Below are 26,819 nucleotides of genomic sequence, written 5' to 3'. Positions count from 1 at the left end.
ATAAGACTCTAGTCATGTTTTGCCTATTTACTTCTTCCCGATCTTCTTTCTCATCATATCCATCGGTTTAACCGGCTTTAACGTACGAATGCGAATATGCTGCAAAGGATGGCGAGCCGCTTCAAGCGCATTGCCATCTGTATCCGTAATTTCGGTTACTGTTTGCTTGAAAAAAGTACCCTTCGGACCAACAAATTCGATTTCTTGTCCTAGTTTAAAGTGATTGCGCTGCTGCACGATCGCAAAACCCGTTTTATCATTATAATCTACGACTACTCCAGCAAAATCATATGGCGCTGCTTTTTCCTCTGGCTCATAAATATGATCCTCCGCACCCGGTGTATCAAGGAAAAATCCAGTGTTTAGCGGACGGTTGGCAGCCTTATTTATCTCATCCACCCATTCCTGCTTCAGCTCGAAATGCTCAGGATCAGCGAAATACGCATCAATCGCTTGACGATAAACATTAACGACTGTCGCCACATAGTGAATGCTTTTCATTCGTCCTTCGATTTTGAAGCTGTCAACGCCAACTTCGATAAGCTCCGGCAAATATTCAATCATGCATAGATCTTTAGAGCCCATTGTGAACTTATCTTCTTCTTCCGGGTACATTGGCATATCGTCAACAAACAAATCGTATTTCCAGCGACATGACTGACAGCAGCCTCCACGATTGGAGTCACGATCCGTAAAATGATTAGACAATACGCAGCGACCAGAGAAAGATGAGCACATCGCACCATGAATAAACGCTTCGATCTCAATATCAACATTTTTTTTTATTTCTGCAATGTCTTTAAAGCTCGTTTCACGGGCCAGCACAACGCGCGGCAAGCCTTCTTCCTTCCAGAACTGCACAGCCTGCCAATTCAGCGTGGATTGCTGCGTGCTCAAATGAACCTCAAGCTTCGGAGCTACTCGCTGCGCCGTTTCAATAATGGCAGGATCTGCGGCAATGATAGCTGAGATTCCTGCTGCTTCAAGATTGCGCAAGTAGTCTTCAAGTCCCTCTACATCCTCATTGTGCGCATATATATTTGTCGCGACAAACACCTTTGCACCATAGCGGTTGGCGAACTCAACGCCTTCCTTCATTTCTTCAAAGCTGAAATTGTCTGCATTGGAGCGCAAGCCGTACTTTTGACCGCCGATATAAACCGCGTCAGCTCCGTAATGAATCGCGAATTTCAGCTTCTCTAAATTTCCGGCTGGTGCGAGTAGCTCCGGCTTGTCAAGCCGATGGCGTTTGCCTTGATAGCGAGGTGTCGTCTTCTCAATTGTTGTCACTATGTGTACCTCCTAAGTTTTGCGAAGCAAAACTCACTTCGTAAGCATTAACTTTGGTTTTGCGAAGCAAAACTCACTTCGTAAGCATTAACATATTAATAGACTTGCTCTTTGAAGAAGAAGCCAAAACTCAGCTCTCGCTGCGGATTCTGGACTTTCTTAATCGCGTCAAGCCATTCCTCTTGGAAAATGTAGCCCTCTGGATCAGCCAAATAGGCATTGATTGCTTGCCGATATGAGCGCACAACAATTTCGTTGTACTCGGTAGATTTCATTAATCCCTCAATCTTCAAGCTGGTTACTTTAGCATCCAGCAGCTCATGAAGGTTCTCTACCATACAAACATCATCCGAGCTCATAATATGAGTGCCGTTCGCATCTTCGTAGATTGGATAACGCTCGTCCTGCCGCTCCGCTTCCATCACATAAAGCCCGCGATCCTTGTCTTTCTCCGGAAGCCGATCCGTCTCCGACTGATGCTCCATATAGCTCTCTACAAGCGAACGCTTTGAATGATAAATATTCGTCATCCCATGCACATGTACTTGAACCTCAAGTTCTGTACTAGCCGTTGTCTCGCAAACCTGATCCATATTGAGTTCGCGTGCGAGCACATATCTAGTCGCACCTCTGCGGCCCCAATAATTAGCTGTAACATAATTAGTTGAGGTCATTTCGGCATTCCAGTGCAGCGCCATGCCTGGGGCATGCAACCTAGCAGCCATTAAGACCGCAGGGTCGCCGAATACTAGTGCATCAACGCCAGCTTCAGCAAGCGAGGATACATAATCATTTAATGAATCCGCTGCTTCATTATCCATAAGATTGTTAAGGGCAGCATAGATTTTCACACCCTTAGGCTTAGCGAGCTTTACGGCCTGCGCTATCATTTCTTTGTTAAACTCTCCTGCTAATCGCATACCGTAGCGTGCTTCGCCAATGACAAAAGCATCCGCGCCTGCTGCCATGAGCCTCTCCAGCTCTTCTATAGATGCAGCGGTAGCTAACAATTCCGGCTTGTACGCCATACTTGATCCTCCTTAAAAACACCGTGAAGCTTCGTTTCCTATCTAATCGTTATGACTACCCAGCCGTCTGATTACTTTTCTCGATGTTTTTCAAATGCTCTTTATATGTTTTTGCGAACAAATGAGTCTGACTTCCATCCTTCTTGGTTACATAGAAAAAATATTCCGTATCTTCCGGATATATAGCCGCTTCAATCGACTTAAGACTTGGACTTGCGATAGGTCCAGGCGGCAAACCTTCTACCTTATACGTGTTATAAGGACTGTCTACGAGCAAATCCTTCTCGTAAAGACGTTCCTTTGGCTTATCTAATGAATATTGAACGGTAGCATCAATTTGCAGCTTCATGCCATCGGCAATCCGGTTGTAAATAATGCCCGATACGAGAGCTCTTTCCTCGTCCACAACGACTTCACGCTCTACAAGCGACGCGATTGTCAGCATATCATGAAAGGACATTTTTTTCTCTTCAAGCACTTCCATCCAGCCCTCTGGAAGCTCAGCAAGCTTCCGGTCGAGTTCAAGCGCCATCCGTTTAATAATATCTTCTTCTGTGCTTTCTTTTTTCATCTCATACGTTTCAGGGAACAGATAACCTTCAAGACGCTGATGCAGCTTATCGTTATTGGGAATGGAGCGAACAGCCTCCGCATCACCCCAATTGTTTTCCGATGCAATTAATCCAATAAACTTTTCTTTGTTGATCAATTTCTCTTGAGCAAGCTTGTCAGCAATTTGCAATACGGTAAAGCCCTCAGGAATCGTGAATCGAATCGTTTCTGCTTCTACGGTGTCGCCAGCATTTAGCTTGGCTATAATGGCTTCATTATTCATGCCGGGGTTCAGCTCATAAAGTCCCGCCTGAAAGCGGCCGCCTTGATCCTTAAGCTTCAAGTAATATTTAAATATAAATGCATTTTTAATAATCCCTTGCTCTTCCAGTAATTCTGCAACCTCATTCGCTGATGTTCCTCTTGGAATATCAATCTTCTGAACCGCACCAGCAGCTGTTGGCTTCAAGCTGCTCCACACATATAAAGCAACGCTTCCAGCACCTATAATCATAATTCCTAACAAGCTTAAAATAACCCATAATGTAATGCGGCTTTTCCTCGGTCCCGATGATGATTGTTGCTCAAGGTGCTGTGATGACTTGTCCAAAATTAGACCCCCTTTTTTATAATGCATCATTTTCGGTATATCGATTTGCGCAGGCGAAATGGCTGAGACCATCCTATGGTGGCTCAGCTGAAAATGCTGTTAAACAGGTCAATGAAGAGAATTACAACCGCATGTTTGAGTAATTAACGCTAAACATGGAACAAAAGAGCGGTTATTGGCCGCTCTCTCGTTAGATGCATATACATTAGACGACGTTTTATGGACGCTCGTCAGTAGCAAACAATAAATCATCGTACGCTTCTGATGCAGCTTCCCACTCTTCATCGTTTTCGATGTTTTCCAGCTGCGGTTCACCATCGACTTGAATGACGCGGAATAGCTCAACATCATCCTCGCCACGCATCGGATCCGATTGCAGGGCTGCATAAATGCGATCCCCTAGCTGAAACTCAGCTTTAATATCGTATACCTCTACGCTGCCGTCATCTGCTTCAAGCTCAATTTCATTGCCGAATGCCGCTCGTAGCGTATTCAGCTTCTTAGGTGCTTCATGCTCTGTGCCGGACATTAATTTTCTTCCTCCATCTCACCAAGGAGAGTGTTGAACGTTTCCTCAACCATATTCCATTCTTCTTCATCTTCAATGGTATACAGCTTCAGGTCATCGCCTTCTTCTTCATAACGGAAAGCATATACTTCATCTTCCTCGTCATTTTCTCCATGAAGCGGAACTACCATCATATATTTCTGATCGGAACCATCAACTTCAAATTTCATGATGACTTCGAATTCCTCTTCGTTTCCTTCTTCATCCGGGATATAAATAATTTCCGGCTCTTCGAATTCCAACTCTTCATTTGTCATGTTTACCCTCACCTTTTCGCTTTAGAATCGAGATAATTTTGCAAAATAAGCGTTGCCGCCATTTTGTCTATTACAAGCTTTCGCTTCTTCCGGCTGACGTCCGCTTCAATAAGCGTTCGTTCGGCAGCTACCGTTGTCAGCCTTTCGTCCCAAAGGTGAACAGGTATGTTTAGTTTCTGCTTAATCTGTTCTGCGAATTCTATACAAATTTCTCCACGTGGACCGATGGTGCCATTCATGTTTTTTGGAAGACCAACAACAATTTCACTAACCTCATGCTCCTTAACCAGATCGGCAATGCGGTCAAACTCACTATGGTCTCGCCTTCGTTCAATAACACCAGTTCCTTGCGCGGTCCAACGAAAAGCGTCGCTGACAGCAACTCCTATGTTGCGGTCACCGTAATCAAGTCCCATCAATCTCATGTCTTGTCCGGCTCCTGCCTCATTAGTTAAAATATAAGAATTTATAAGTTTATCTGCTTATAAACTGCTTATATTTCTCTGCGAAACGATAGCTAAGCCTCCTAAGGGGGGCTTTAGCCGTTTACGCTTGTTGTTTCTTATGGTTTAGATAAAACCGGACAAGCTCTTCGATTAATTCGTCTCGTTCCTTCTTGCGAATTAAACTCCTGGCGTTGTTATGCCGCGGAATATACGCGGGATCTCCGGACAGCAAATACCCAACGATCTGGTTAATCGGATTATACTCTTTCTCTAGAAGCGCTTCATGCACGGATAGCAGAATGTCTTGAGAAGATTCAACCCCCTCCGCCTTCACGTTAAATTTCATTGTTTTGTCCATGGAACTCATCGCCAGCACCTCGCTTTCCAAACCGCATTTCAATGAGATATACACTCATATCATATCACATTTGTTTGATTAAGAACTAGTTCTTCTGTAAGTTTCAATGCTTCATCCAACTTCGTTGTGTCTTTTCCGCCTGCTTGCGCCATATCTGGGCGTCCGCCGCCGCTGCCGCCGCAATGAATTGCAGCTTCTTTTACAATTTTGCCCGCATGGAAACCTTTTTTAATTAAATCTGCAGAAACGGCAGCTGCAAGGTTCACTTTGTCATCCGAAATCGCACCAAGCACGATAACACTTGACTCCAGCTTCAGCTTCAATTCATCAACTATGCCGCGAAGCGCGTCCATTGAAGGAGCATTCACTTTTGCGCAAAGGACAGTAATGCCATTCACTATTTTCGCGTTTTGCTCAAGTGATCCTGCTTCGATCCGGCTCAGCTTCGCTTGAAGTGATTCATTCTCGCGAGAGAATTCCTTCACTTGACCGAACAATGCTTCAATCCGTTTTGGCACATCATTTGCATTTGATTTCAGAAGTGCAGCCGATTGCTTAAGCAGGTCAAGCTGACCATCTAAATAGTTATACGCATGTTTACCCGTAACGGCTTCAATTCTTCGAACACCCGACCCAATACCGCTCTCGCTTAACAGCTTGAACAATCCGATTTGCGATGTATTGCTTACATGACAGCCTCCGCATAGCTCCAAGCTATAGCTGCCAACTTGAACCACACGAACCTCATCGCCGTATTTCTCGCCGAACAACGCCATCGCGCCCATCGCTTTAGCTTCATTCAATGATTTCGTTTCGATGGATACTGGAGTTCCGAGCCAAATTTGCTCATTGACGCGGCGTTCAATCGTCACTAGTTCTTCAGCAGTTATACTGCCAAAGTGCGAGAAGTCGAAGCGCAGGCGTTCAGCCTCTACCGAAGAGCCCGCTTGATTGACATGATCGCCAAGCACTTCTTTGAGCGCTTTATGAAGCAAATGCGTTGCCGTATGGTTTTTGATAATGTCATCGCGTACAGCTCTAGCAACGCTCGCCTCTACTGCTTCACCTGTACGAGCAGTACCTGAGGTAACAACAGCATGATGGACGCTTTGACCGTGCGGTGCTTTGGTTACTTCTTCAACCTGCAGCGTAAAGCCGTTGCCCGTAATCGTTCCTGTATCTCCGATTTGTCCGCCGCTTTCTGCATAGAAAGGTGTCCGATCCAATATTACAACGACTTTGCTGCCTTCTGGAGCCGATTCAACCAACAGATCCTCATGAACAATGGCAATGATTTTGGACTCAGTTACCAGTTCATTATAGCCAACAAACTCACTTTTAACCGTGAAATCGCCGAGCGGTCCGCCTTGAACCTTCATGCTTCCAGTATCTTGGCGAGCTGCGCGGGCACGGTCGCGCTGTGCTTCCATGGCTGCGTCGAATCCAGCACGATCAACCGTCATTCCATTTTCTGAAGCAAAGTCCTCCGTCAAATCGAAAGGAAAGCCGTAAGTATCATACAAGCGGAATGCATCATCGCCATTAATCTCTTTTTGGCCAGCTTTCGTACCAGCAGCTACCAGATCAGACAGCATAGATAGTCCATCGGACAATGTCTCATGGAAACGCTCTTCTTCCGTACGGATAACCCGCTCGATAAATTCACGCTTTTCTACAACCTCTGGATAATAAACGCCCATAACCTCGCCAACAATTGAAGTCAGCTCATGCAAAAACGGACGGTCGATTCCGATTGTTTTTCCGTAACGAACAGCTCTGCGAAGCAAACGGCGAATGATGTAGCCACGGCCTTCGTTAGAAGGCATTACGCCATCACCTACTGCGAACGCTACTGTACGAATATGATCGGCAATAACTTTAAGCGCAACATCATGCTCTTCATTCACTTTGTAGCTTACTTTCGCAATTTCACAAGTGCGGTCGATAATTGGACGGAATAAATCCGTATCAAAGTTCGAATCCACATCCTGCAATATAGAAGCAAAACGCTCAAGTCCTGCACCTGTATCGATGTTTTTGATTGGAAGCGGCGTGTAGCTGCCGTCTTTATTATGATTGAATTGTGAGAATACAACGTTCCAAACTTCTAGGAAACGCTCGTTCTCACCGCCTGGCCAGCATTCCGGGTCCGAAAGATCGCCATATTTGTCGCCGCGGTCATAGAAAATTTCTGTACAAGGTCCGCAAGGGCCCTCGCCAATATCCCAAAAATTTTCTTCCAGCTTATAAATCCGTTCAGCAGGAAGGCCAATTTTCGTATTCCAGAACTCGAATGCTTCTACATCTTCTGGATATACCGTTACCGACAAGCGATTAGGATCAAAACCAATCCATTTTGGCTCAGTCAGAAACTCCCATGCCCAAGTAATAGCTTCTTCCTTGAAGTAATCACCGATCGAGAAATTGCCCAGCATCTCGAAAAACGTATGATGACGGCGGGTTTTGCCTACGTTTTCGATATCATTCGTACGAATGCACTTCTGTGAATTCGTAATACGCGGGTTTTCTGGAACGATGCGTCCGTCAAAATAAGCCTTTAGCGGCGCCATACCTGCATTAATCCATAGCAAGGACGGGTCATTATGCGGTACAAGCGATGCACTTGGTTCAATTTTGTGGCCTTTGCTTTCAAAAAATGCAAGCCATTTTGCACGAATTTCACTAGCTTTCATTAGGATGAGCCCCCTTCAAATGATAAAACACAAAAAAAGCCCCTGTCATTGACAGGGACGAATAGAATCGCGGTACCACCCTGGTTATTGCCTCGCTGCAAACAGCTAGAGCAATCGCCTTCATTAGACATTAACGGGTCCAACCGGTGAAGTTCATTCACACTCCGAAAATAGCTTTCAGCCACTCTTCGTTATAAAAGCTCTCTCAACCGACGCGGCTGCTTATCGAAAAGCAAATGCGAAGAAGCTTTCTCTCTGGCTAACGGGCATTGGCTTACTTCATTTCATCAACGATTTATTCCCTTATAATTGACACTTGATTATTTTAAAATTATAGCCACAGCCTATCCGCCTGTCAAATAATCTTTCTTCGCACGTAGTAGGCGAACATATGCTGAATGATCACTTTGCAGGCTGCAAAAATAGGAACCGCCAAAATCATGCCAACAATGCCGGCAATCTCCCCTCCGACCAGCAATGCAAAAATGATCGACAAGGGATGCATATGGAGCGTACGGCCTACCACCTGTGGAGAGATTACGTTGCCTTCGAGTATTTGGCACAGGGTGTTGATAATCGCGACAAGGATGACCATCTTAATGGAAACCGTAGATGCCATTAGTATTGCAGGTGCGGCTCCAAAAAAAGGACCGAGATACGGAATGACATTCGTTATCGCAACGATGCCGGCAAGGAGCAGCGCATAAGGCATACCGATCAACAGGTACCCGAAATAAGCAAGCACGCCAACGATAATACAAACCAAAAACTGTCCGCGAATATAGCTGCCGAGTGCCGTATCGATATCTTTAAGCAGCCTGACCGTGTTTTTGCGATGTGATTTGGGTACATACGTAATGACCGTTCTTTCAAACACATCAAAATCCTTTAATATATAGAAGGCGAGAAACGGAATAATGAACGCGATAAACACTGCATTTAACATGGACCCAATATTGTTAACAAAGTTGAACAAACTCTCCGACAGCTTTTTTTCCATATGCAAAAGTGACTTATTAAGCCCGCTTCGAATACTCTCCGGTAAAAAAGAAGTGTTGTTAATGTCCGTGACGATATTTTGAGCACGCATGGAAAGCTCAGGCACATGACGATTGATTTCCTGTACTTGTTCGATGAACATTGGAATCAAGTTAACGAGAATCACCGTAATGACTGCACAAAACACTGCATATATGAGCAGCACGGCAATCGTCCTAGGAACCTTCCGGTCATGCAGCATCGTAACGATAGGATTCAGCACATAAGAAATTATCATCGCGATTATAAATGGAGCAAAAACGGCTTTTACAAACACATATACGTTCACAATAAGCGGCTTTATAAGCAGCATAAGATAAATCGCAAGCAGACCCAATATGATGTAAACCAGCCAGACAAACAGACGGTTCTTCGTAAAGCGCTCCACCGTCCTCACCCCCGAACTTTCTTTATCCGCTTCGCTCTTAGCAAGACAAGCCGAACTAGTTCAGTATATGTACAAGCGCCCTAAATCATCCTATAACAGCAAAAAAAAGACGGCCGAAGACCGTCTTTTGATATTCAAGTTTATAGCAACGCACGTCAGTTGACGTGAACTTGTGTAATTTCTTCCTCAAAGAACAAGTCGTCGAGTGAGCTTAACGTGCCATCCTCTTCCACTTGGTAAACCGACATTTTGTCGCCGTTAACCGTCAGTTCAATGAAGCAGCCCCAGCAATAAAACTGGTGGGAACCGATCTTTCCGATATCTTTCGAATTACAATTCGGACATCTCATCATCTTTCATTTCTCCCTATCCTCTGAAATTGGAAGCTGCGACAGGCTCCAATTCCGCTTCACTGACAGCAGGAACAATAATCGCGTCTTCCCCGAGTAATACGCTATCCGGATCACTCGGCGCCTTCAGCCATCTGCGCCCTTCCATCAGATCCGAAACAAAACCGTCCGTAAGCTCGTAGCCTATTATTTGTGTACCCTCTTTTGGGTAAAAATAAACATCCGACACTCTGCCAAGTTGAATACCTTGTACAGTTACGACGGGCAGATCCTTTAATTTCACTAATCCTGTGTCATAAGAACGTAGCAATTGCTTCGACTTCATCCGAACGATCGCTGCTTCACTTGCTATAATAACGGTGTCCTCTCCGCAAGATATCACGTGAGTCCACTCCACTATTTTTACGGAGGAAGCAAACCACTTGGGACAATCGAGTATTAGCCCTTTCAGCTGCCAATGCTCATCGAACCAGGCGTCCTTGACAGTTCCAACAAGTTTGCCGGAATGGATAACGATTACGGGTAGTCCAATAAGCCGTTGAAGTTTGATCACGCTTAGCTGGAGTCCTCCTAGTAGTTATTACGAATACGCCTCACGATTGTTCCAACTTTTTGTGCGGCATCTTCTAATTCCTCCAAAGTATTCCCCAAACCAAAGCTAAATCTTACAGCAGAATTAATTTGTTCCTCGGGCAATTGCATTGCTCGAAGTACATGTGAGCGTTCAAGCGCGCCGGAGGTACAAGCAGAACCGCTTGCTGCTGCGATACCTTCCATATCCAAATTCATGAGCATCGTTTCCGTATCGACACCAATAAAGCTGATATTTACGATATGCGGCAAATAGTGCTGCTCCGAGCCATTTATAACGATAGGCACTTCAACATGGTTGTGAAGCAGTTCTATCCATCTCTTACGAAGCTCGTCCATAAAAAGTTGCTTATTTTCTCGCTCGTTCACACAAATGTCAACTGCGGCAGCAAACCCGACGATCCCCGCAATATTTTCTGTCCCTGCACGCCGCTTTCTCTCTTGAGATCCACCATGCTGTAGAGCGTCAATCGGCGTACCGTTAGCCACATAAAGTGCGCCAACACCTTGAGGACCGTTGATCTTATGGGCGGAGAAGCTCATCAAATCAACTGGCAGCTCATTGAGCCTATACTCGAATGAGCCCAAAGCTTGAACTGCATCCACATGAAAAACAGCACCGCCAGCTCTAGCTATGCGCCCTATTTCTTCAATCGGCTGAATCGTTCCAACCTCGTTATTTCCATGCATGATGCTAATAAGGCCTGTTTCTGGGGTCATGGCTTCTTGAACAAGCTCTGGTGATGTTCGTCCAAAGCTATCAATAGGTAGTACGGTTAGGGAGAAACCTTCTTCCTTAACCAGCCATTCGCATGTATGAAGAACAGCGTGATGTTCACCCGCTGAAGTTATAATATGTGATTTGCCTCGTTTACGCTGTGCTCTAGCAGCCCCAATTAGAGCGGCATTATCGCTTTCCGTTCCACCTGAGGTAAATAATAATTGTCCCGGCTTGCAGCCTATTGCTGCTGAAATGAGATCTCGTGATCGATTTAACTGATGCTTGGCCGCTCTTCCAAAAGCATGCATACTAGACGAATTGCCGCCGGAGCCTTGCATTACCTCAAGCATCGCTTGGATGACTTTCGGATGCATAGGTGTAGTGGCGGCATGATCAAAATAATGATTTGTCATAGGTCGGCTTCCTTAAATATAGAACATATAGCTATCAGGTTTGCCAGCATCTTCGAAATTAATTAGATCTGCAAGCGTAGTCGAATCTAATACTTCTGCAATACTGTCTCTAATGCGCAGCCAAAGCTGACGTTTAGCCGGATCGTCTTCTTCTGTAAAGTCTACAGGCGAAATCGGGCCTTCAAGAATTCGAATAATATCCCCAGACGTAATTGTTTCCGGATCCTTCGATAAAATATAACCGCCATAAGCTCCGCGAATACTTTTCACAAGACCAGCATTTCTAAGGGGTGCTACTAATTGCTCCAAATAGTGCTCGGAAAGCTGATTTCGTTCAGCGATACTCTTGAGCGAAGTCGGGCCTTCACCAAATTTAGCCGCAAGCTCCATCATAATTGTTAAGCCATAACGGCCTTTCGTCGATATTTTCAAAGTGGCACCTCTTTTATTGTTTTTAGTATTGATTTATGATTGTGTCTTCCTCATTGGTTGTTAATTCTCTGTATTCCCATTTCACTTATATGTTAACATATCGAGCGGGCGGAGTGTGCAAAAAGGTTGACATCTTCATGAAAAAGTTTGCAGCCTATGTTACAATAATAAATGTTTGATTCAAGCAAGGTGGTGTTTACGATGGAAAAACCAAAAGCTTCGACAAGAGTTGTCGTCGGGATGTCAGGCGGCGTCGATTCCTCCGTCACTGCACTGCTGCTAAAGCAGCAAGGGTATGACGTTGTCGGCATTTTTATGAAAAACTGGGATGATACCGATGAATTCGGTCATTGCACGGCGGAAGAGGATTCTGAAGATGTACGCCGCGTATGTGAACAAATTGGCATTCCCTACTATACCGTGAATTTTGAACGGCAATATTTTGACAAGGTATTCACTTACTTTCTAGATGAGTACAAGCGCGGGCGTACGCCTAACCCAGACGTTATGTGCAACCGCGAGATTAAATTTGGCGACTTCCTGCAGCGCGCCTTGGAGCTTGGAGCGGATTATTTGGCAACAGGCCATTATGCTCAAGTAGAACGTACCGAGGATGGCACAACGAAGCTCATTCGCGGAGTCGATTCAAATAAAGATCAGACGTACTTCCTTAGTGCTCTTAATCAGAAGCAGCTGGCTAAAGCGATGTTCCCGATTGGGCATCTGCCGAAGCCTGAAGTACGCCGAATTGCTGAAGAAGCTGGCCTTTATACCGCTAAGAAAAAAGACAGCACAGGCGTTTGCTTCATCGGGGAACGCAATTTCAAAACCTTCCTTAGCGGCTATCTTCCCGCTCAAGCCGGCGATATGATTGATATTAGAAACGGCGAGAAAAAAGGTCGTCACGACGGACTGATGTATTACACGCTCGGCCAGCGCCAAGGACTTGGCATTGGCGGATCAGGTTCCGGCGAGCCTTGGTTCGTAGCGGACAAGGATTTGGAGAAAAACATTCTTTATGTTGTACAGGGAGAGCAGCATGCCAGCCTTTACTCTGAGAGCTTGACGGCAACTGGAATGAACTGGATTCTACCAGTAAAAAGCGGAGATACCATTCGCTGCACCGCCAAATTCCGTTATCGCCAGCCCGATCAAGGCGTCAGCGTAACGATTGGCGAAGATGGAAACGCGCATATCGTGTTTGACAAGCCTCAGAAAGCCATTACACCTGGACAAGCTGTCGTACTCTACGACGGCAACGTTTGCCTTGGCGGAGGCACGATCGATAAAGTTAAGAAAGTCGATCCTGCTGCTGATTTTGCAAAGCAAGCATAACAACACGAAAAGCTGCCTGAAGCATCCGCTATTGATGCATTAGGCAGCTTTTCTTTTGATCAAAACGTTCATGTTCAGCCAAAATATTGGCCGTTCTGTCCTTTTTTTTTCTCGCCAATCTTTCGAATCAGAAGCCTGGAGATCCGAAGATGATCCGTCTCTTCAATAATGAATTCATATTCTCCAGCGTGATCGACACGCTGATTGTTGACAGGAGGTATGTTTATTTTGGAATACATCCAGCCCCCGATTGTATCATAATCATCCGTTTCGATATCGAGATTGAAGAAGCTGTTGACTTCCTCGATCAGCATGAGACCACTAATGGAGTAGGTATTGTCGTCTTTTTTCTCAAGAGGCTCTCGTTCCTCGTCAAATTCATCTTGAATCTCGCCGACGATTTCCTCCATAATATCCTCGAGGGTTACTAAGCCGGAAGTGCCGCCGTACTCGTCAATCAAAATAGCAATTTGCGACTTTCGTTTTTGCATCAGCTTCAGCAGTGTACTAATTTGCATCGATTCGGGTACTGTCGTAATTGGTCTCGTAATTTGCCTTATATCCTGCAGATTGTGCATCGTGTCCTTCAGTAAATCCTTGATATGCACGAACCCAATGATATTGTCCTTGTCATTCTCACAAACCGGATAACGCGTCAGCATTTGCTCCAGTGCAATTTTTTTATTGTCGGCTAAAGTGCTGCTTGTATTCAGGCATATCATTTCTGTTCGAGGAATCATAATTTCACGCGCATTCGTCTCGGCAAAATCAAAAATGTTATCAACAAGCGTTAGCTCCATATTATCTATTAAACCGTTTTTGTGGCTCTCCTTCATCAAAATCCGAATTTCATCCTCCGTGTGCGCCGAATCCTTCTCGGTCACAGGCTCAATTCCAATTTTTCTAAGAAGCAAATTGGCTACCCCGTTAAATAACCAAATAAAGGGAAACATAAGCTTATAAAAACAAACGAGCGGCAACGCTGTCAATCGCGTAATGGATTCAGCTTTGCGGATTGCAATCGTTTTTGGCGCCAGCTCTCCAAGTACTATTTGCAGCATCGTAATGAGAATAAAGGCAAGCAAAAATGAAAAGGTATGAACAAACCATTCACTGCGAATGCCGATGAAAGCCATAGCAGGCTTGATCACATTTGCAATAGCTGGACCGCCAACCCATCCGAGGCCAAGCGAAGCAAGCGTAATACCAAGCTGGCACGCAGATAAATAAGCATCTAAATTGCCTGTCATATGAGAGGCAAGCTTCGCTCTCGAATCACCATCTGCGATTATTGTATCTAAGCGGCTTCCTCTTACCTTCACCATTGCAAACTCGGCAGCAACAAAAAAACTGTTCATCATGATAAAAACAAAAATAAGCAGCAGAGACAAGCTGGTCGGTAATGGGTCAATCACTGGATTCCTGTCCTCCGCAAGAAATGAAACGGGATGCGATGACAGGTGCACCTCCTTTTGGAACAAAGATACGGCAATCTTTGTGTAGTGTGAGATTTCTCCTAGATGACAAACCGCCGCGTCAAACGGTAAAGCTTGCGAGCCATACCGCTCTCAAGACTGTAATTATGTCTATTCGCCATAGGCTAGCACTTATACGCGGATTTCCAGTCTTTCTAAGCGTTTTTTATAGGAAGCATCAAACGATCTTCAACAAATGTTCACTAAGCCGCAATGAATTGATCATTTTATTTGGCGCAACAGCGAATTGGAATCTGTTATAATGCAATGAGCTTACTAAGTAGGCTCGTTACAAAAATATGTAGGAGGTTTAAAAATGAAACGAATATTGCTTATTTTTCTTGCCGCTCTATGGCTCGTTCCGGGCGTAGCGATGGCCCATTCCAAACTAGAAAGCGCGGTGCCTGCGCGAGATGCGACGGTCGCTGCCTCACCAGAGCGTATAGAGATGACATTTAACACAAAGATCGAGAAGCTTAGTAATTTTAAAATATTAAATGCTGCTGGCGAGGAAATGGAAAAAGAAAAGGTCGAGGTTGACGGCATGACGATGACCGGATCAGTACCTAATGCTTTGCCTAATGGTATTTATACAGTTAAGTGGGTCATTATCGGAGCGGATGGTCATTCGGTGGAAGGCGATTATTCGTTTACTGTAGAATCGCCTGTTATTACTGAACAACCAAGCGAAGAACCAACAGCAACAGCTACTGAAGCACCAGCAGAGACAACGTCTCCTACTCCTTCTCCTGATGCTAGCACTAATACTGACGGAGGAAGCAGTGAAGCTACAACTAATGATGCTGGGACAAACTATACTCCTTATGTCGTTATCGGTGTCATTATCGTAGCAGCAGTTCTCTTATTCATGCGGAGGCGCAAATAATGATCTATATCAGCGAAGGCCTTCTATACATTTGCTTCGCCATTTTAACGGGCACCTTTCTATTGCGGCTTGTACCGGAGGACAGAAGGCCTTCCGTTCATGTACCGCATGGCCTGCTGCTCGCATGCGCAGTAGCAATACCGTTCTTATCCTACGTTCCTATTCATAAGCTTGCTATCGTATTTGCCAAAGATTTTGACATGAGCTACGGCGCTATTTTAAAGAGCATCCTGCTCGATGTTAATACAGGCAAAGCGTGGGTATGGACAACAATCGGATCAGCTGGACTCGCTTTTCTACTAGGGCTTAAAGCATTCCGGGGCGATAAGCATATGCCTAAGGTAGCTTTGTTTGTTACCTTTTTGCTAATTGTGTGGCTGGGTTATGCAGGACATGCTTCATCCTTGTATGGATTTAAAGGTTTAATTACACATTCTGCTCATTTTCTCGCAGTCAGCGTATGGATCGGCATTTTGTTTGTGATCAGTTGGTTTTCCAAAGACGATGCCAATTGGAATGCATTTCTGCGTTGGTTTTCACCAGTAGCTATCGTTTCTGTTGTTGTAACGCTTCTTGCCGGCATTACGCTTATGTCATTCACAACTCCAGAATATGTAAACTCATGGATGCTTCCCTACGGTCAGATGCTGCTGATTAAACATCTACTGATTTTGCCTCTGCTGCTGTTTGCTTTCTCAAATGGCTTCGGATACAAAAAAATAGCAAAAACCAATCCGAATTTCAATCCAAGACGCTGGCTAAAAGCAGAAAGCTTCATTGCTTTGCTCGTGCTTGCAGCCACAGGTGTGCTTGGTCAGCAAGCACCACCGCATAAAGTGAAGGAGACACTGCAATCGGAATCACCTTCTCCATTTTTCACTTCAATTTACAAAGGAAACTTCAGCCCTGACATCAGCTTGAAATTCACGCTGAACATGGAGTGCCTGCTTATGCTTGCGGCAGCTGCACTAATGGCGGTCGGTCTGCTTTGGATGTATCGCGTAAATAAGCTTATGCCAGCTTTTGTAATGGGGATTTTGACAGTGGTATTCGGCTATTTCGGCCTGATGTTTGCGATTGCTTAAAAGAATAACAAGAAAAACTCCTGCTAATATGGAGGTAAGCTTAGGAATGAGCTTACCTCCATCAAATTAGCAGGAGTTTTTTTTATTAATTAACTTATCATTTACCTTGGCGTTTTTGCTGATTTTGCCTTATTTTATCTTCCATCCCTTGCTCGGTAGCCTTATAAAAGGTCATTCCCCCAAGCGTATTCGGCAAATATTGCTGCTTTACATAATGGTTCGGGAAATCATGCGGATATTGATACCCCTCGTGGCCAAGCTGCTGCGCCCCTTTGTAGTGGGTATCGCGCAAATGCAGCGGTACCTCTGCACCGCCTGCTCGCTCGATTGCCGCCTCTGCATTGCCGATTGCAATGGCAGTAGCATTCGACTTGGGACTCTCTACCGCGAACAGTATCGCTTGTGAGATGTTATATTTCGCTTCAGGCCAGCCTATCTTATGATAGGCATCCATCGCTGTAACCGCTTGAATCATCGCTTGCGGATTAGCAAGTCCAATATCTTCGCTGCATGCGACAATCAGCCTGCGGATAAACGTCATCGGGTCCATGCCCAGCTTCTCCACAGCATATAAAAACCAAAATAACGCTGCGTCGCTTGAACCTCTTACACTTTTGTGAAACGCCGACAGCACATCATATTGTGTAGATAGATCTGCGCGAATGGACGGCTTCCTTATGGACTCTTGAGCCACCTCAAGCGTCAACCGGACAGAACCATCAATCTCAGACGGCGTTGTCACCGCAGCCAGCTCAAGCGCATTAAGCGCCCTGCGGATGTCTCCGCCAGCCATTGCAGCGATATGCAGCAGCGCGTCCTCATCTACTTGCAAGTCCATAAAGCCTAAACCCCGCTCACGATCGGCTAGCGCTCTTATCATCGCTTCATAGGCGTGCTCCTCGCCAAGCGCTTCGAGCTGAAACAAGGTTGAACGTGACAATAGAGCGCCATTCACATGATGAAATGGATTTTCTGTTGTCGCCCCTATAAAAATAATAATGCCCTGCTCGACAGCAGGAAGCAGCGCATCCTGCCTAGCTGTATTAAAGCGATGCACCTCATCTAGAAAAAGCGTTGTCTTCTTGCCGTACATCGCTTTGTTGGTACGAGCCTGCTCGATAACTTCACGTACATCTTTTACCGACGCATCTACCGCGTTCAGCTTCACGAACTCGCCTGCTGTCCGCAAAGATATAATATGTGCAAGCGTCGTTTTACCGCAGCCCGGCGGACCATACAACAAAATTGACGACACTTGATCGCCTTCAATAGCCCGCCGCAGCAGCTTACCCGTTCCTACTATATGCTCTTGCCCGATATATTCGTCTAATGTTTGCGGCCGCATGCGATCTGCAAGCAGCCTGGCGCGAGGCGCTTCTTCCTCTTGATATGAAAATAAATCCATTCTGCTCCCCAACCTTCTGCCATCTGTTACTCCGATCATAGCATACAAGCACATTTGTTCGCCAGAAATGATGTGCTTGTATGCTAATCGCCGAAGCGTCCACGGCTTCGCTACCCTTTCTGCTGCTATGAAAAGTTTTGAATCCATTTATTTTGTATTTCAGACAAATTTGAAGCAAATTCTTTTCTTTTTATGCTAGCATCTTTCACGCTCGCTCAGCGCTAAACTGCAAGCAGTTCGAGCTATCTTGTACTTATGCAGGCTAGCAACTCTTTTTGTGCTAGACGTGTAGTCTATGATGTATTTTTGCAATACAGATGCACATGTTTTAGTCAACAACCCATAACTACGAGCAAGTTACTGCGCATATACATGATAGCTCATCCTTTACACCTAATCCGAGGCAAGTTATTGCAAATGTGCAGCATAGACAACCGAAGACAACCAAAGCCTGTAAAGTCACTCCTAACAAACTTGCCTTGCCGCAAATGCCCTAGAAATAAAATCCCTTTATTAAAATAAATCTATAAATTCCTATATAAAATAGCCGATTCGCAAAAAAGCTGAAGACGCTTTTTTTCAAATCGGCTATTGTTTTGCTTCTTACTTGTCGAGTGGAGATCTATGGCCTCTCACCAGCTTACCGACAGTTATCGTTTACACCTCAATGCCGCCAGCAGCAAGCAAATCCTTAACGACGACACTAACCATGATCAGCCCCGCTACGGGCGGAACGAATGCATTGCTGGCCGGAGGCTGCTTCGCTTTGCGAATGTCAGGCGCATTCTCGGGAACGATTTTTTTCGTAACATCCTCACGCGGCTTCATTGGCAGCTCCGTTGAGAATACTACCTTAACGCCGCGTTTGATACCTTCCTTACGAAGCTTAGTACGGATAACCCTTGCTAAAGGATCGGTATGCGTCTGCGAAATATCGACAACCTGAAATTTCGTCGGGTCCATCTTGTTTGCTGCGCCCATACTAGAAATAATCGGAATTTTTCTTTCGAGACATTGCTTGATCAAATGAATCTTATACGAAATCGTATCGGACGCATCAACAACATAATCAAGCGGATACTCGAAAAACTGTTCAAACGTTTCTTCCGTATAAAACATGCGCAGCGCAATGACATCACATTCGGGATTAATGAGTTTAATCCGGTCACGCATAAGCTCCGCTTTCACTTGACCAACCGTTGTTGTGAGCGCATGAACTTGGCGATTCACATTTGTAATATCTACAACGTCCTTGTCAACGAGTATAATACGTCCAACTCCGGTGCGTGCAAGCGCCTCAGCTGCAATGCCGCCAACGCCTCCGATGCCGAGCACGGCAACCGTGCTCCCCTTCATTAGCGCTAGCCCCTCTGGCCCAATAGCCAGCTCTGTTCGTGAAAATTGGTGAAGCATCCGGCTGCCGCCCCTTTCGCATTGATTGCTTATTTTTCGTTAGTTTCTGCTGCTGCAGCAGCTGCCGATGCAACAGGTTGTTTTGGCTTAAGAACAGTACGGATATGCAATTGCTCGAGCTGCGACAGCTCGACTTCGGACGGCGCATCGCAGAGAAGATCTGTAGCACTTGCCGTTTTTGGGAATGCAATCGTTTCACGCAGATTCGTGCGGCCAGTAAGCAGCATAACCAGACGGTCGAAACCAAAGGCAATACCGCCGTGTGGAGGTGTTCCGTATTCAAATGCATCCAGCAAGAAGCCGAATTTCTCTTGTGCTTCTTCCATGCTGAAGCCAAGCGCTTTGAACATTTGTTCTTGTACTTCACGCTTGTAGATACGCATGGAGCCGCCGCCAACTTCATAACCGTTCAGAACTAGATCATACGCTTGTGCGCGAATTTGTCCTGGATCCGTATCAAAGAAATGAAGGTCATCTTCATTTGGACGTGTGAATGGGTGGTGTTCCGCTACATAACGCTTCGCATCCTCATCCCATCCAAGCAATGGGAAGTCAACAACCCAAGCAAACTTGAATTTGGATTCGTCGATCAAGCCTAGGTCTTTACCAAGTTTAGAGCGCAGGTTGCCAAGTACATCGCAAACCACTTTTTTCTTATCCGCAGAGAAAGTTAGCAAATCTCCGTCTTCAACTTGCAAACGCTCTGTAAGCGCCGCAATCTCTTCCGGCTTAAGGAATTTAACGATCGGTCCACGCCATTCGCCATCCTTCACCGTAATCCAAGCTAGCCCTTTACCGCCGTAACGAGCAGCGAATGGCTGCAAGTCATCAAGCTCTTTGCGGCTCCAGCTTGCACAGCCTTTAGCGTTCAATGCTTTAACAACGCCGCCGCTTGCAGCAACGCTCGCGAACACTTTTACATCGCTGCTTGATACGATATCGGTAATATCTTTAATTTCAAGGTCGAAACGAAGGTCCGGTTTGTCGGAGCCGTATTTGTTCATTGCATCCGCATAAGTAATGCGTTGGAACGGAAGCTCAAGCTCTACGCCTACTGTCTCTTTTAGAAGCTTAGCTGTTAGCTCTTCCATCATTGCAAGCAATTGATCTTGCGAAAGGAAAGAGGTCTCGATGTCGACTTGCGTGAATTCCGGTTGACGGTCTGCACGAAGATCCTCATCGCGGAAGCAACGAGCGATTTGGTAGTAACGCTCAATACCGCCAACCATCAGAAGCTGCTTAAAGATTTGCGGCGATTGCGGCAATGCAAAAAATTCACCTTCATGCACACGGCTTGGCACCAAGTAATCACGCGCGCCTTCAGGCGTGCTTTTCGTTAAAATAGGTGTTTCAACGTCGATGAAGCCTTCCCCGTCTAGGAAATCGCGGAAAACCTTTGCTGCTTTCGAACGAAGGAACAACGTTTTTTGCATTTCTGGACGACGCAGGTCCAGGTAACGATATTTCAAGCGAAGCGACTCGTCTACTTCTACGCCATCCTCGATTGGGAATGGAGGCGTTTTGGCAGCGTTCAACACTTCAATTTTTGTAACACGAACTTCAATTTCACCGGTAGCAAGGTTAGCGTTGTAAGTTTCAGCATCGCGCTCCACTACTATTCCTTGAATGGCAAGGACGAACTCATTACGAGCACGGTCAGCGATCGCTAGTGCGTCACCAGAGAAATCCGGGTTGAATACCGTTTGTACAATACCAGAACGGTCACGAAGATCGATAAATAGGACGCCACCAAGATCGCGGCGACGTTGTACCCAGCCATTTAGAATAACCGATTGACCAACGTCCGCTTTCGTTAAGCGGCCGCAGTGATGTGTTTTTAACAACATAGTGTTCATGCTCCTCGTTTAGTTAGATTTATTTATGTGTTGAAAATGAATTGCTAATTTCTTCAGCGAGCTTATCTAGTGCAACAACACGCTGCTCGCCTTTAGCCATGTCTTTCAAGGAAATTTCGCCACGCGCAAGCTCATCATCGCCAAGTATAGCAGTAAAACGGGCCTGAAGACGGTCTGCCGACTTCATTTGCGCCTTCATCTTACGGCCAAGATAATCACGCTCTGCACGTATGCCTTGCTGTCTTAGCTGGTATACGAGCTTGGTTACCTCGCGCTCCGCAGCTTCGCCTAACGCAACGACATACACGTCGATTTGATTAAAAACAGGCAATTCCGTTTCTTGATGCTGAAGCAGCAAAATCGTTCTTTCAAGACCTAAGCCAAGACCGACTCCCGGCTGGTCAGGACCGCCGATTTCCGATACAAGGCCGTTATAGCGACCGCCGCCGCCGACAGTATCGATCGTACCGATACCCTCTGCCTTGTATTCGAAGGCCGTATGGGTATAGTAGTCGAGTCCGCGAACGAGGCGATGATTGATTTCATAAGGAATGCCCATGTCACTCAAATACATTTTTACTTTATCAAAGTGAATTTGGCATTCCTCGTCCAGGCTGTCCAAAATAGATGGCGCATCCGTAAAATGCTCTTGATCGACCTTGCAATCAAGCACGCGCAGCGGATTGCGATCCATCCGTGATTGGCAATCCTTGCAGAGCAGCTCACGCTTAGGCTCTAAGAAAGCAAGCAGACGCTCGCGGAACACCGCACGTACAGCCGGTGTGCCGACGGAATTAATTTCTACGCGTACGCCTTTTAGACCCACCTCTGTATAAAAGGTATAGCCAAGTGCAATGACTTCTGCATCTATAGCAGGATCAACCGAACCGATAGCCTCAACGCCAAATTGATGCAGCTGGCGATAACGGCCTGCCTGCGGGCGCTCATAACGGAACATCGGACCGATATAATACAATTTAGACACGTCTGGCTCGCCGTAAAGCTTGTTCTCTACGTAAGACCTCACAACGCCTGCGGTTCCTTCCGGACGAAGCGTCAGACTGCGATTGCCGCGGTCTGTGAAGGTATACATTTCTTTCTCAACGATGTCGGTCGTTTCACCGACGCCCCGTTGAAACAGCTCAGTGGATTCAAATATCGGCGTACGAATTTCCCTGAAATTATAACGCTGACAAATATCTCGAGCCTTCTGCTCCACATACTGCCATCTCTCTACCGCGCCAGGCAAAATATCCTGTGTGCCCGGCATTTTCTGAAATGCCATTGAATAACCCCTCCTGCCCTCATAATAAACGGGTTAAATTTCGGAAAACGCAAAAAACTCCCGTTCCTAATAGCTTGCGCCATAAGGGACGAGAGTGAATCTCCCGTGGTACCACCCACATTTCGAGCCTGCATCCTATGCGTTCGGCTCGCTCAAAGACGGTTAACGTCCGTCATCCGCAGTCCAGCTACTGTGCGTTAGCTGCAAGCCTAATTGCTTGCTGCCATCTGCCGTTCACCGTCTGTTCTCCGGGAAGTCTGTTCATTCTGCCAATATAAGGACGCTTGCAGCCAAGTGACGTCCCTCTCTGAATATAAGGCGTAGAATTACTTTGTCCCTTCAACGAATCCATATCTATACTGAGGACTAATTTTACCTCTGACTAAGCTTAAAGTCAAGATCGAACTGCCCAAGCAACACTATCCTGTTTAAAATAGGCAGAAAAAAACCTACAAAACGTATTTGTAGGTCCAAAAGTAAAATATATTTTAAAAAGGGGGTCGAGTTCTATTATAGGTCAATGATATTAAAAAAAAGTTAGAGATTGATTACAGTAATATTACAATTTCGAAAGCGTTTTAATGGATACTTTGTGTAGATGCTATTTTCTCCATTTGTTTATTTCAAAAGATAACCGCCCCAGCTCTCGGCTTGGGCGGCGGTATGCTTATGCTATAGTTGACCCGAATTATCGCGGCGCGGGTGCTGCGGGAAACCCGCCCACTCCTCCGCTGCTTCCATATCTTCCTCAAGCTCTGCAAAAATTTTAGCTTCTCTGCGATCGGAATGAAGCAGTCTGCGAGATGATCGTTCCATCCCTTGTTCCTTGCGTGATTGGTGCATTCGCGGTTTACCTCCAATATGGCATACTGCTTGTACAAGCTTCTAATGATGCGTGCACAGCCTACACTATATTGTTTCCCGCGTTGCCTTAGTTAAATACGGCTATCCAAAATTAACGTTATAGGCCCGGAATTCACGAGCTCCACGTCCATCATCGCACCAAAGCGCCCCGTTTCCACGACCAATCCGGTAGAACGAAGCGTCTCATTAAACAAATCATACAGCTGCTCTGCTTGCTCGGGTCTGGCGGCTGCCATGAAGTTAGGGCGTCTGCCTTTCCGGCAGTCTCCATACAGTGTAAACTGTGAGACCGAAAGCAACTGCCCGCCAACATCTGAAATAGAATGATTCATTTTGCCTGACTCATCCTCAAAAATACGCAGGTTAGCTACCTTATCAGCCATCCATTTGACATCCGCTTCTGTGTCCTCATGCGTCATGCCTACAAGAAGCACAAGCCCCGAGTCAATTGAACCTACTGTTTCACCCTCAATGACTACCTTTGCTTGTTTACTGTGTTGTACAACAACCTTCACTGCTCAAAAACCTCCGATATTCGTTTTGATCTCGATGCCGCAAGAGCAAAACGTTTATTGCATAATCCGTTGAACAGAATAAATATCCTGCACTCGCTTGATTTTCTCAACAACCGAAGTAAGGTGCTCGACATTGCGGATAAGCACCGTCATATGAATATGCGACATTTTGTTTTTTACAGAACGTCCGGTTACAGCTGAAATGTTCGTCTTGCTTTCGGATACCGCCTGCAGCACTTCATTCAGAAGGCCTCTGCGATCGTGTCCGGTTATTTCGATATCGACGCTGTAATTGGCATCAATATTATCTTCCCACTCTACCTCTATTACGCGTTCGCCCTCTTCGCCCTGATCGCCGAAAGGAATGTTCAAACAATCCATTCGGTGGACTGAAACGCCGCGCCCTCGGGTAATGTACCCGATAATCGCGTCTCCCGGTACAGGGTTGCAGCAGCGTGCAAAACGAACGAGCAAATTGTCGATGCCCTTCACAGTCACGCCTTGATTCGGACGTGATTTGCGATTGCCCGGCGATTTTATTTCCTTGATTTCGCTTGTAAGCTCAATCTGGCTTGCCAGTTCGGCCTCTCTGCGCATCTTCTCGGTAAGCTTCGTGCAAATTTGTGCAGCCGTAATTCCGCCAAAGCCGATTGCGGACATCATATCCTCAATATCGTTAAATGCGAACTTCGCGGCAGCCTCCTGCAGCTTATCTTCCTGCAGCCATGCGGAAGGCTCAAGTCCTAAACGCTTCAGCTCACGCTCAAGCAGATCCTTGCCTTTTGCTACATTTTCTTCGCGACGCTCTTTCTTGAACCATTGCCGAATTTTGCTTCTAGCGTGTGAGGACTGCGCAATTTTCACCCAATCCTGACTTGGTCCATAAGAATGCTTCGACGTTAATATTTCAACAATATCCCCGGTTTTGAGCTTATGGTCAAGCGGCACAATTCGACCGTTCAGCTTTGCGCCAATCGTTCGATTGCCCACTTCCGTATGAATCCGGTAGGCGAAATCAAGCGGTACAGAACCAGCTGGCAGTTCAATGACTTCACCGCTAGGCGTAAATACAAATACGAGATCGGCAAAGAAGTCCATTTTTAGCGACTCCATAAACTCCGACGCATCGCGCGCTTCATGCTGAAGCTCTAAGATTTCTCGGAACCATGACATTTTATCTTCAAAATTGCCGCCTGGTACAAGCGAACCCTCTTTGTAAGCCCAATGTGCCGCAATTCCGTATTCTGAGGTGCGATGCATTTCCCAAGTACGAATCTGTACCTCTGTAGGCTCTCCATTTGGCCCTATAACGGTCGTATGCAGCGATTGATACATATTCGCCTTCGGCATAGCGATATAGTCCTTAAAGCGGCCAGGCATCGGTTTCCAGAGCGTATGAATAATTCCGAGCGTAGCATAGCAGTCCTTAATATTATCAACGATTATACGAATAGCAAGCAGATCATAAATCTCCGTAAACTGCTTGTTGCGATCGGTCATTTTTTTGTAAATGCTGTACAAATGCTTAGGCCGACCAGAAATATCACCTTCAATACCCATTTCTTCGAGCTTCTCGGTAATCCGGGAGATGACATCGTCAATAAACTGCTCGCGTTCCGCACGCTTCTTCTTCATCAGATTGGCGATACGGTAATATTGCTGCGGGTTCAAATAACGAAGAGCAATATCTTCCATTTCCCATTTGATAGCTGAAATACCGAGGCGATGAGCAATCGGACAAAATATTTCCAACGTTTCATAAGCGATACGACGCTGTGCTTCTTCCGATTGGAACTTCAGCGTGCGCATGTTATGAAGCCGGTCAGCCAATTTTATCAAAATGACGCGAATGTCCTGAGCCATGGCGACAAACATTTTACGATAGTTTTCGTTTTGCTGCTCTTCTTTAGAACGAAATTGAATTTTTTCGAGCTTCGTTAGACCGTCTACCAGCATCGCACAGGTTTCGCCAAATTTCGCACGCACCGTCTGCAAATCAACAGTTGTATCCTCAACGACATCATGGAGCAATGCTGCGATAATGGACAGCACGTCCATTTGCATATCAACAAGAATATCCGCCACCGCTACGGGGTGCAGAATATATGGCTCTCCCGATTTCCGTACTTGTCCGTGATGGGCTTGCTCCGCAAAGTCATAGGCTTCCTGGATGCGTATAAGGTCCTGCTCTTTCATATAGGCGGATGCCTTCTCGAGTAAATGCTCAATGCCCATGAAACGTCCCTTTCTGATTACACTCCTGGCGGATCCCATTCATGCGTTTTCCGAGTTTTTATAATATTATGCCTGTAATCACAGTACCGCGTCAACTACCAGAGACCTCCAGCAATAAAATAAAACCGCCTGGCCTTCTCGCAAAATGCGAATAAGGGGGATAGGCGGTCATTTTATAGAGCAATCTTGCTGCTTGAATTATGAGTAAGTCATTAGTGAGAATACGTCGATTCCTTTAAGCTTCTCACGGCCAGTTAAGTATGCAAGCTCAATTAGAAAAGCTGCGCCTACTACTTCACCGCCAAGCTGCTCAATCAAATTGATCGATGTTGCGATCGTTCCGCCTGTTGCAAGCAGATCGTCAGCAATGAGTACGCGTTGGCCCGGTGTGATTGCATCCTTGTGCATAGCCAGTTTATCCTGTCCATACTCCAAGTCGTAGCTTGCTGTAATCGTCTCGCCCGGCAGCTTGCCGCTTTTGCGAATCGGAGCAAAACCTACGCCTAGCGCAATCGCCAGCGGTGCGCCTACTACGAAGCCGCGAGCTTCTGGTCCTGCAATGACGTCAATTTTCATATCCTGAACAGCAACTCGCATCTCTTCAATCGCAGCACGATATGCTCCTCCGTCTTTCAGAAGCGTCGTAATATCTTTGAAACGGATACCTGGTTGCGGGAAATCAGGAATTACCCGGATGTAATCTTTGAAGTTGTATTGTGTGTTGGACACT

At 45.9% G+C, this 26,819-nt stretch carries 27 protein-coding genes; 4 read left to right on the top strand and 23 right to left on the bottom strand.

Going from position 1 to position 26,819, the window contains the following annotated elements; translation table 11 throughout:
- Positions 1 to 27 precede the first annotated feature (27 nt).
- The 13 genes from AC1DM9_RS23590 to cymR form a co-directional block, all read right to left on the bottom strand.
- Positions 28 to 1,290 carry a peptidase U32 family protein gene (locus AC1DM9_RS23590; protein ID WP_339207918.1) on the bottom strand — a complete coding sequence of 421 codons (1,263 nt, stop codon included), beginning with the start codon at positions 1,288 to 1,290 and terminating at the stop codon, positions 28 to 30.
- Between the two features lie 95 nt (positions 1,291 to 1,385).
- On the bottom strand, positions 1,386 to 2,318 hold the full coding sequence (locus AC1DM9_RS23585) for a peptidase U32 family protein (RefSeq protein ID WP_441875863.1): 933 nt from the start codon (positions 2,316 to 2,318) through the stop codon (positions 1,386 to 1,388).
- A 55-nt stretch (positions 2,319 to 2,373) separates the two neighbouring features.
- Positions 2,374 to 3,480: an endolytic transglycosylase MltG gene (mltG, locus tag AC1DM9_RS23580; RefSeq protein ID WP_441875860.1), complete on the bottom strand. Its 1,107-nt coding sequence runs from the start codon at positions 3,478 to 3,480 to the stop codon at positions 2,374 to 2,376.
- A 217-nt stretch (positions 3,481 to 3,697) separates the two neighbouring features.
- Positions 3,698 to 4,009 (bottom strand): DUF1292 domain-containing protein, encoded by a 312-nt coding sequence (locus AC1DM9_RS23575; protein WP_054027280.1) that lies wholly within the window; start codon positions 4,007 to 4,009, stop codon positions 3,698 to 3,700.
- A complete protein-coding gene (locus AC1DM9_RS23570) occupies positions 4,009 to 4,305 on the bottom strand; it encodes a DUF1292 domain-containing protein (protein ID WP_076270813.1) in 297 nt (98 codons plus the stop codon). The genes AC1DM9_RS23575 and AC1DM9_RS23570 overlap by 1 nt, the downstream gene beginning before the upstream one ends.
- 8 nt (positions 4,306 to 4,313) lie before the next feature.
- Positions 4,314 to 4,730, bottom strand: coding sequence for a Holliday junction resolvase RuvX (gene ruvX, locus AC1DM9_RS23565; protein ID WP_076270814.1), 417 nt, complete (start codon positions 4,728 to 4,730; stop codon positions 4,314 to 4,316).
- A 121-nt stretch (positions 4,731 to 4,851) separates the two neighbouring features.
- Positions 4,852 to 5,118 (bottom strand): IreB family regulatory phosphoprotein, encoded by a 267-nt coding sequence (locus AC1DM9_RS23560; RefSeq protein ID WP_076270873.1) that lies wholly within the window; start codon positions 5,116 to 5,118, stop codon positions 4,852 to 4,854.
- Positions 5,119 to 5,168: 50 nt separating this feature from the next.
- A complete protein-coding gene (alaS, locus tag AC1DM9_RS23555) occupies positions 5,169 to 7,802 on the bottom strand; it encodes an alanine--tRNA ligase (RefSeq protein ID WP_477528158.1) in 2,634 nt (877 codons plus the stop codon).
- Between the two features lie 355 nt (positions 7,803 to 8,157).
- A complete protein-coding gene (locus AC1DM9_RS23550) occupies positions 8,158 to 9,228 on the bottom strand; it encodes an AI-2E family transporter (RefSeq protein ID WP_076270816.1) in 1,071 nt (356 codons plus the stop codon).
- A gap of 155 nt (positions 9,229 to 9,383) precedes the next feature.
- Positions 9,384 to 9,581 (bottom strand): hypothetical protein, encoded by a 198-nt coding sequence (locus AC1DM9_RS23545; protein WP_054027275.1) that lies wholly within the window; start codon positions 9,579 to 9,581, stop codon positions 9,384 to 9,386.
- 13 nt (positions 9,582 to 9,594) lie between these two features.
- Positions 9,595 to 10,131, bottom strand: coding sequence for a PRC-barrel domain-containing protein (locus AC1DM9_RS23540; RefSeq protein ID WP_083682557.1), 537 nt, complete (start codon positions 10,129 to 10,131; stop codon positions 9,595 to 9,597).
- Positions 10,132 to 10,148: 17 nt separating this feature from the next.
- Positions 10,149 to 11,303 (bottom strand): cysteine desulfurase family protein, encoded by a 1,155-nt coding sequence (locus AC1DM9_RS23535; RefSeq protein WP_339207912.1) that lies wholly within the window; start codon positions 11,301 to 11,303, stop codon positions 10,149 to 10,151.
- Between the two features lie 12 nt (positions 11,304 to 11,315).
- Positions 11,316 to 11,735, bottom strand: a complete 420-nt coding sequence (gene cymR, locus AC1DM9_RS23530; protein WP_054027272.1) for a cysteine metabolism transcriptional regulator CymR — start codon at positions 11,733 to 11,735, stop codon at positions 11,316 to 11,318.
- Between the two features lie 201 nt (positions 11,736 to 11,936).
- On the opposite strand from cymR, the gene mnmA reads away from it, so the two are divergent.
- Positions 11,937 to 13,070 carry a tRNA 2-thiouridine(34) synthase MnmA gene (gene mnmA, locus AC1DM9_RS23525; RefSeq protein ID WP_339207910.1) on the top strand — a complete coding sequence of 378 codons (1,134 nt, stop codon included), beginning with the start codon at positions 11,937 to 11,939 and terminating at the stop codon, positions 13,068 to 13,070.
- A 74-nt stretch (positions 13,071 to 13,144) separates the two neighbouring features.
- Here the strand turns inward: mnmA and AC1DM9_RS23520 are convergent, their stop codons facing one another.
- Positions 13,145 to 14,485 (bottom strand): hemolysin family protein, encoded by a 1,341-nt coding sequence (locus AC1DM9_RS23520; RefSeq protein ID WP_477582483.1) that lies wholly within the window; start codon positions 14,483 to 14,485, stop codon positions 13,145 to 13,147.
- Here AC1DM9_RS23520 and AC1DM9_RS23515 point away from each other — a divergent pair.
- The 3 genes from AC1DM9_RS23515 to AC1DM9_RS23505 are packed head-to-tail and all read left to right on the top strand — an operon-like array spanning position 14,473 to position 16,516.
- Complete coding sequence (locus tag AC1DM9_RS23515; RefSeq protein ID WP_477582481.1) at positions 14,473 to 14,808, top strand: hypothetical protein; 336 nt, start codon at positions 14,473 to 14,475, stop codon at positions 14,806 to 14,808. The two genes, AC1DM9_RS23520 and AC1DM9_RS23515, sit on opposite strands and share 13 nt — an antisense overlap.
- Before the next feature lie 53 nt (positions 14,809 to 14,861).
- On the top strand, positions 14,862 to 15,431 hold the full coding sequence (locus AC1DM9_RS23510; protein WP_477582479.1) for a copper resistance CopC family protein: 570 nt from the start codon (positions 14,862 to 14,864) through the stop codon (positions 15,429 to 15,431).
- A complete protein-coding gene (locus AC1DM9_RS23505; RefSeq protein WP_076270821.1) occupies positions 15,431 to 16,516 on the top strand; it encodes a copper resistance D family protein in 1,086 nt (361 codons plus the stop codon). Before AC1DM9_RS23510 ends, AC1DM9_RS23505 begins: the two co-directional genes overlap by 1 nt.
- Positions 16,517 to 16,613: 97 nt before the next feature.
- Here AC1DM9_RS23505 and AC1DM9_RS23500 read toward each other — a convergent pair whose 3' ends face one another.
- The 9 genes from AC1DM9_RS23500 to AC1DM9_RS23460 form a co-directional block, all read right to left on the bottom strand.
- Positions 16,614 to 17,921, bottom strand: coding sequence for a replication-associated recombination protein A (locus AC1DM9_RS23500; RefSeq protein WP_477582543.1), 1,308 nt, complete (start codon positions 17,919 to 17,921; stop codon positions 16,614 to 16,616).
- Positions 17,922 to 18,578: 657 nt separating this feature from the next.
- The gene (locus AC1DM9_RS23495; RefSeq protein WP_477582477.1) at positions 18,579 to 19,334 is read right to left on the bottom strand and encodes a tRNA threonylcarbamoyladenosine dehydratase; all 756 of its coding nucleotides are present in this window, start codon (positions 19,332 to 19,334) and stop codon (positions 18,579 to 18,581) included.
- 29 nt (positions 19,335 to 19,363) lie between these two features.
- Positions 19,364 to 21,181, bottom strand: coding sequence for an aspartate--tRNA ligase (gene aspS / locus AC1DM9_RS23490; RefSeq protein ID WP_477582475.1), 1,818 nt, complete (start codon positions 21,179 to 21,181; stop codon positions 19,364 to 19,366).
- A 28-nt stretch (positions 21,182 to 21,209) separates the two neighbouring features.
- Positions 21,210 to 22,475, bottom strand: coding sequence for a histidine--tRNA ligase (gene hisS, locus AC1DM9_RS23485; RefSeq protein WP_477582473.1), 1,266 nt, complete (start codon positions 22,473 to 22,475; stop codon positions 21,210 to 21,212).
- Between the two features lie 187 nt (positions 22,476 to 22,662).
- A complete protein-coding gene (locus tag AC1DM9_RS23480; RefSeq protein WP_477582471.1) occupies positions 22,663 to 22,827 on the bottom strand; it encodes a hypothetical protein in 165 nt (54 codons plus the stop codon).
- 320 nt (positions 22,828 to 23,147) lie between these two features.
- On the bottom strand, positions 23,148 to 23,318 hold the full coding sequence (locus AC1DM9_RS23475) for a hypothetical protein (RefSeq protein WP_441875823.1): 171 nt from the start codon (positions 23,316 to 23,318) through the stop codon (positions 23,148 to 23,150).
- Positions 23,319 to 23,410: 92 nt separating this feature from the next.
- Positions 23,411 to 23,854: a D-aminoacyl-tRNA deacylase gene (gene dtd / locus AC1DM9_RS23470; protein WP_477582469.1), complete on the bottom strand. Its 444-nt coding sequence runs from the start codon at positions 23,852 to 23,854 to the stop codon at positions 23,411 to 23,413.
- A gap of 54 nt (positions 23,855 to 23,908) precedes the next feature.
- Entirely contained in the window at positions 23,909 to 26,089 is a 2,181-nt protein-coding gene (locus tag AC1DM9_RS23465; protein ID WP_076270827.1) for a RelA/SpoT family protein, read from the bottom strand.
- Between the two features lie 198 nt (positions 26,090 to 26,287).
- On the bottom strand, positions 26,288 to 26,818 hold the full coding sequence (locus tag AC1DM9_RS23460) for an adenine phosphoribosyltransferase (RefSeq protein ID WP_076270828.1): 531 nt from the start codon (positions 26,816 to 26,818) through the stop codon (positions 26,288 to 26,290).
- Position 26,819 lies beyond the last annotated feature (1 nt).

Source organism: Paenibacillus sp. 01T431 (assembly GCF_056398625.1).
Note: the sequence above shows the minus strand (reverse complement) of the source record. Positions and strands in the feature narration are given on the sequence as shown.

Excerpts from the sequence above, each read along its gene's own strand:
- alaS (WP_477528158.1), bottom strand. The coding sequence starts at position 7,802 with ATGAAAGCTAGTGAAATTCGTGCAAAATGGCTTGCATTTTTTGAAAGC.
- AC1DM9_RS23480 (WP_477582471.1), bottom strand. The coding sequence starts at position 22,827 with ATGGATTCGTTGAAGGGACAAAGTAATTCTACGCCTTATATTCAGAGA.
- AC1DM9_RS23495 (WP_477582477.1), bottom strand. The coding sequence starts at position 19,334 with ATGCTTCACCAATTTTCACGAACAGAGCTGGCTATTGGGCCAGAGGGG.
- AC1DM9_RS23570 (WP_076270813.1), bottom strand. The coding sequence starts at position 4,305 with ATGACAAATGAAGAGTTGGAATTCGAAGAGCCGGAAATTATTTATATC.
- AC1DM9_RS23505 (WP_076270821.1), top strand. The coding sequence starts at position 15,431 with ATGATCTATATCAGCGAAGGCCTTCTATACATTTGCTTCGCCATTTTA.
- AC1DM9_RS23535 (WP_339207912.1), bottom strand. The coding sequence starts at position 11,303 with ATGACAAATCATTATTTTGATCATGCCGCCACTACACCTATGCATCCG.
- ruvX (WP_076270814.1), bottom strand. The coding sequence starts at position 4,730 with ATGAGATTGATGGGACTTGATTACGGTGACCGCAACATAGGAGTTGCT.
- AC1DM9_RS23475 (WP_441875823.1), bottom strand. The coding sequence starts at position 23,318 with ATGCACCAATCACGCAAGGAACAAGGGATGGAACGATCATCTCGCAGA.
- AC1DM9_RS23465 (WP_076270827.1), bottom strand. The coding sequence starts at position 26,089 with ATGGGCATTGAGCATTTACTCGAGAAGGCATCCGCCTATATGAAAGAG.
- AC1DM9_RS23500 (WP_477582543.1), bottom strand. The coding sequence starts at position 17,921 with ATGGATTTATTTTCATATCAAGAGGAAGAAGCGCCTCGCGCCAGGCTG.
- aspS (WP_477582475.1), bottom strand. The coding sequence starts at position 21,181 with ATGTTGTTAAAAACACATCACTGCGGCCGCTTAACGAAAGCGGACGTT.
- AC1DM9_RS23545 (WP_054027275.1), bottom strand. The coding sequence starts at position 9,581 with ATGATGAGATGTCCGAATTGTAATTCGAAAGATATCGGAAAGATCGGT.
- mnmA (WP_339207910.1), top strand. The coding sequence starts at position 11,937 with ATGGAAAAACCAAAAGCTTCGACAAGAGTTGTCGTCGGGATGTCAGGC.
- AC1DM9_RS23510 (WP_477582479.1), top strand. The coding sequence starts at position 14,862 with ATGAAACGAATATTGCTTATTTTTCTTGCCGCTCTATGGCTCGTTCCG.
- AC1DM9_RS23560 (WP_076270873.1), bottom strand. The coding sequence starts at position 5,118 with ATGAGTTCCATGGACAAAACAATGAAATTTAACGTGAAGGCGGAGGGG.
- AC1DM9_RS23515 (WP_477582481.1), top strand. The coding sequence starts at position 14,473 with ATGGGTCAATCACTGGATTCCTGTCCTCCGCAAGAAATGAAACGGGAT.
- AC1DM9_RS23585 (WP_441875863.1), bottom strand. The coding sequence starts at position 2,318 with ATGGCGTACAAGCCGGAATTGTTAGCTACCGCTGCATCTATAGAAGAG.
- AC1DM9_RS23575 (WP_054027280.1), bottom strand. The coding sequence starts at position 4,009 with ATGTCCGGCACAGAGCATGAAGCACCTAAGAAGCTGAATACGCTACGA.
- hisS (WP_477582473.1), bottom strand. The coding sequence starts at position 22,475 with ATGGCATTTCAGAAAATGCCGGGCACACAGGATATTTTGCCTGGCGCG.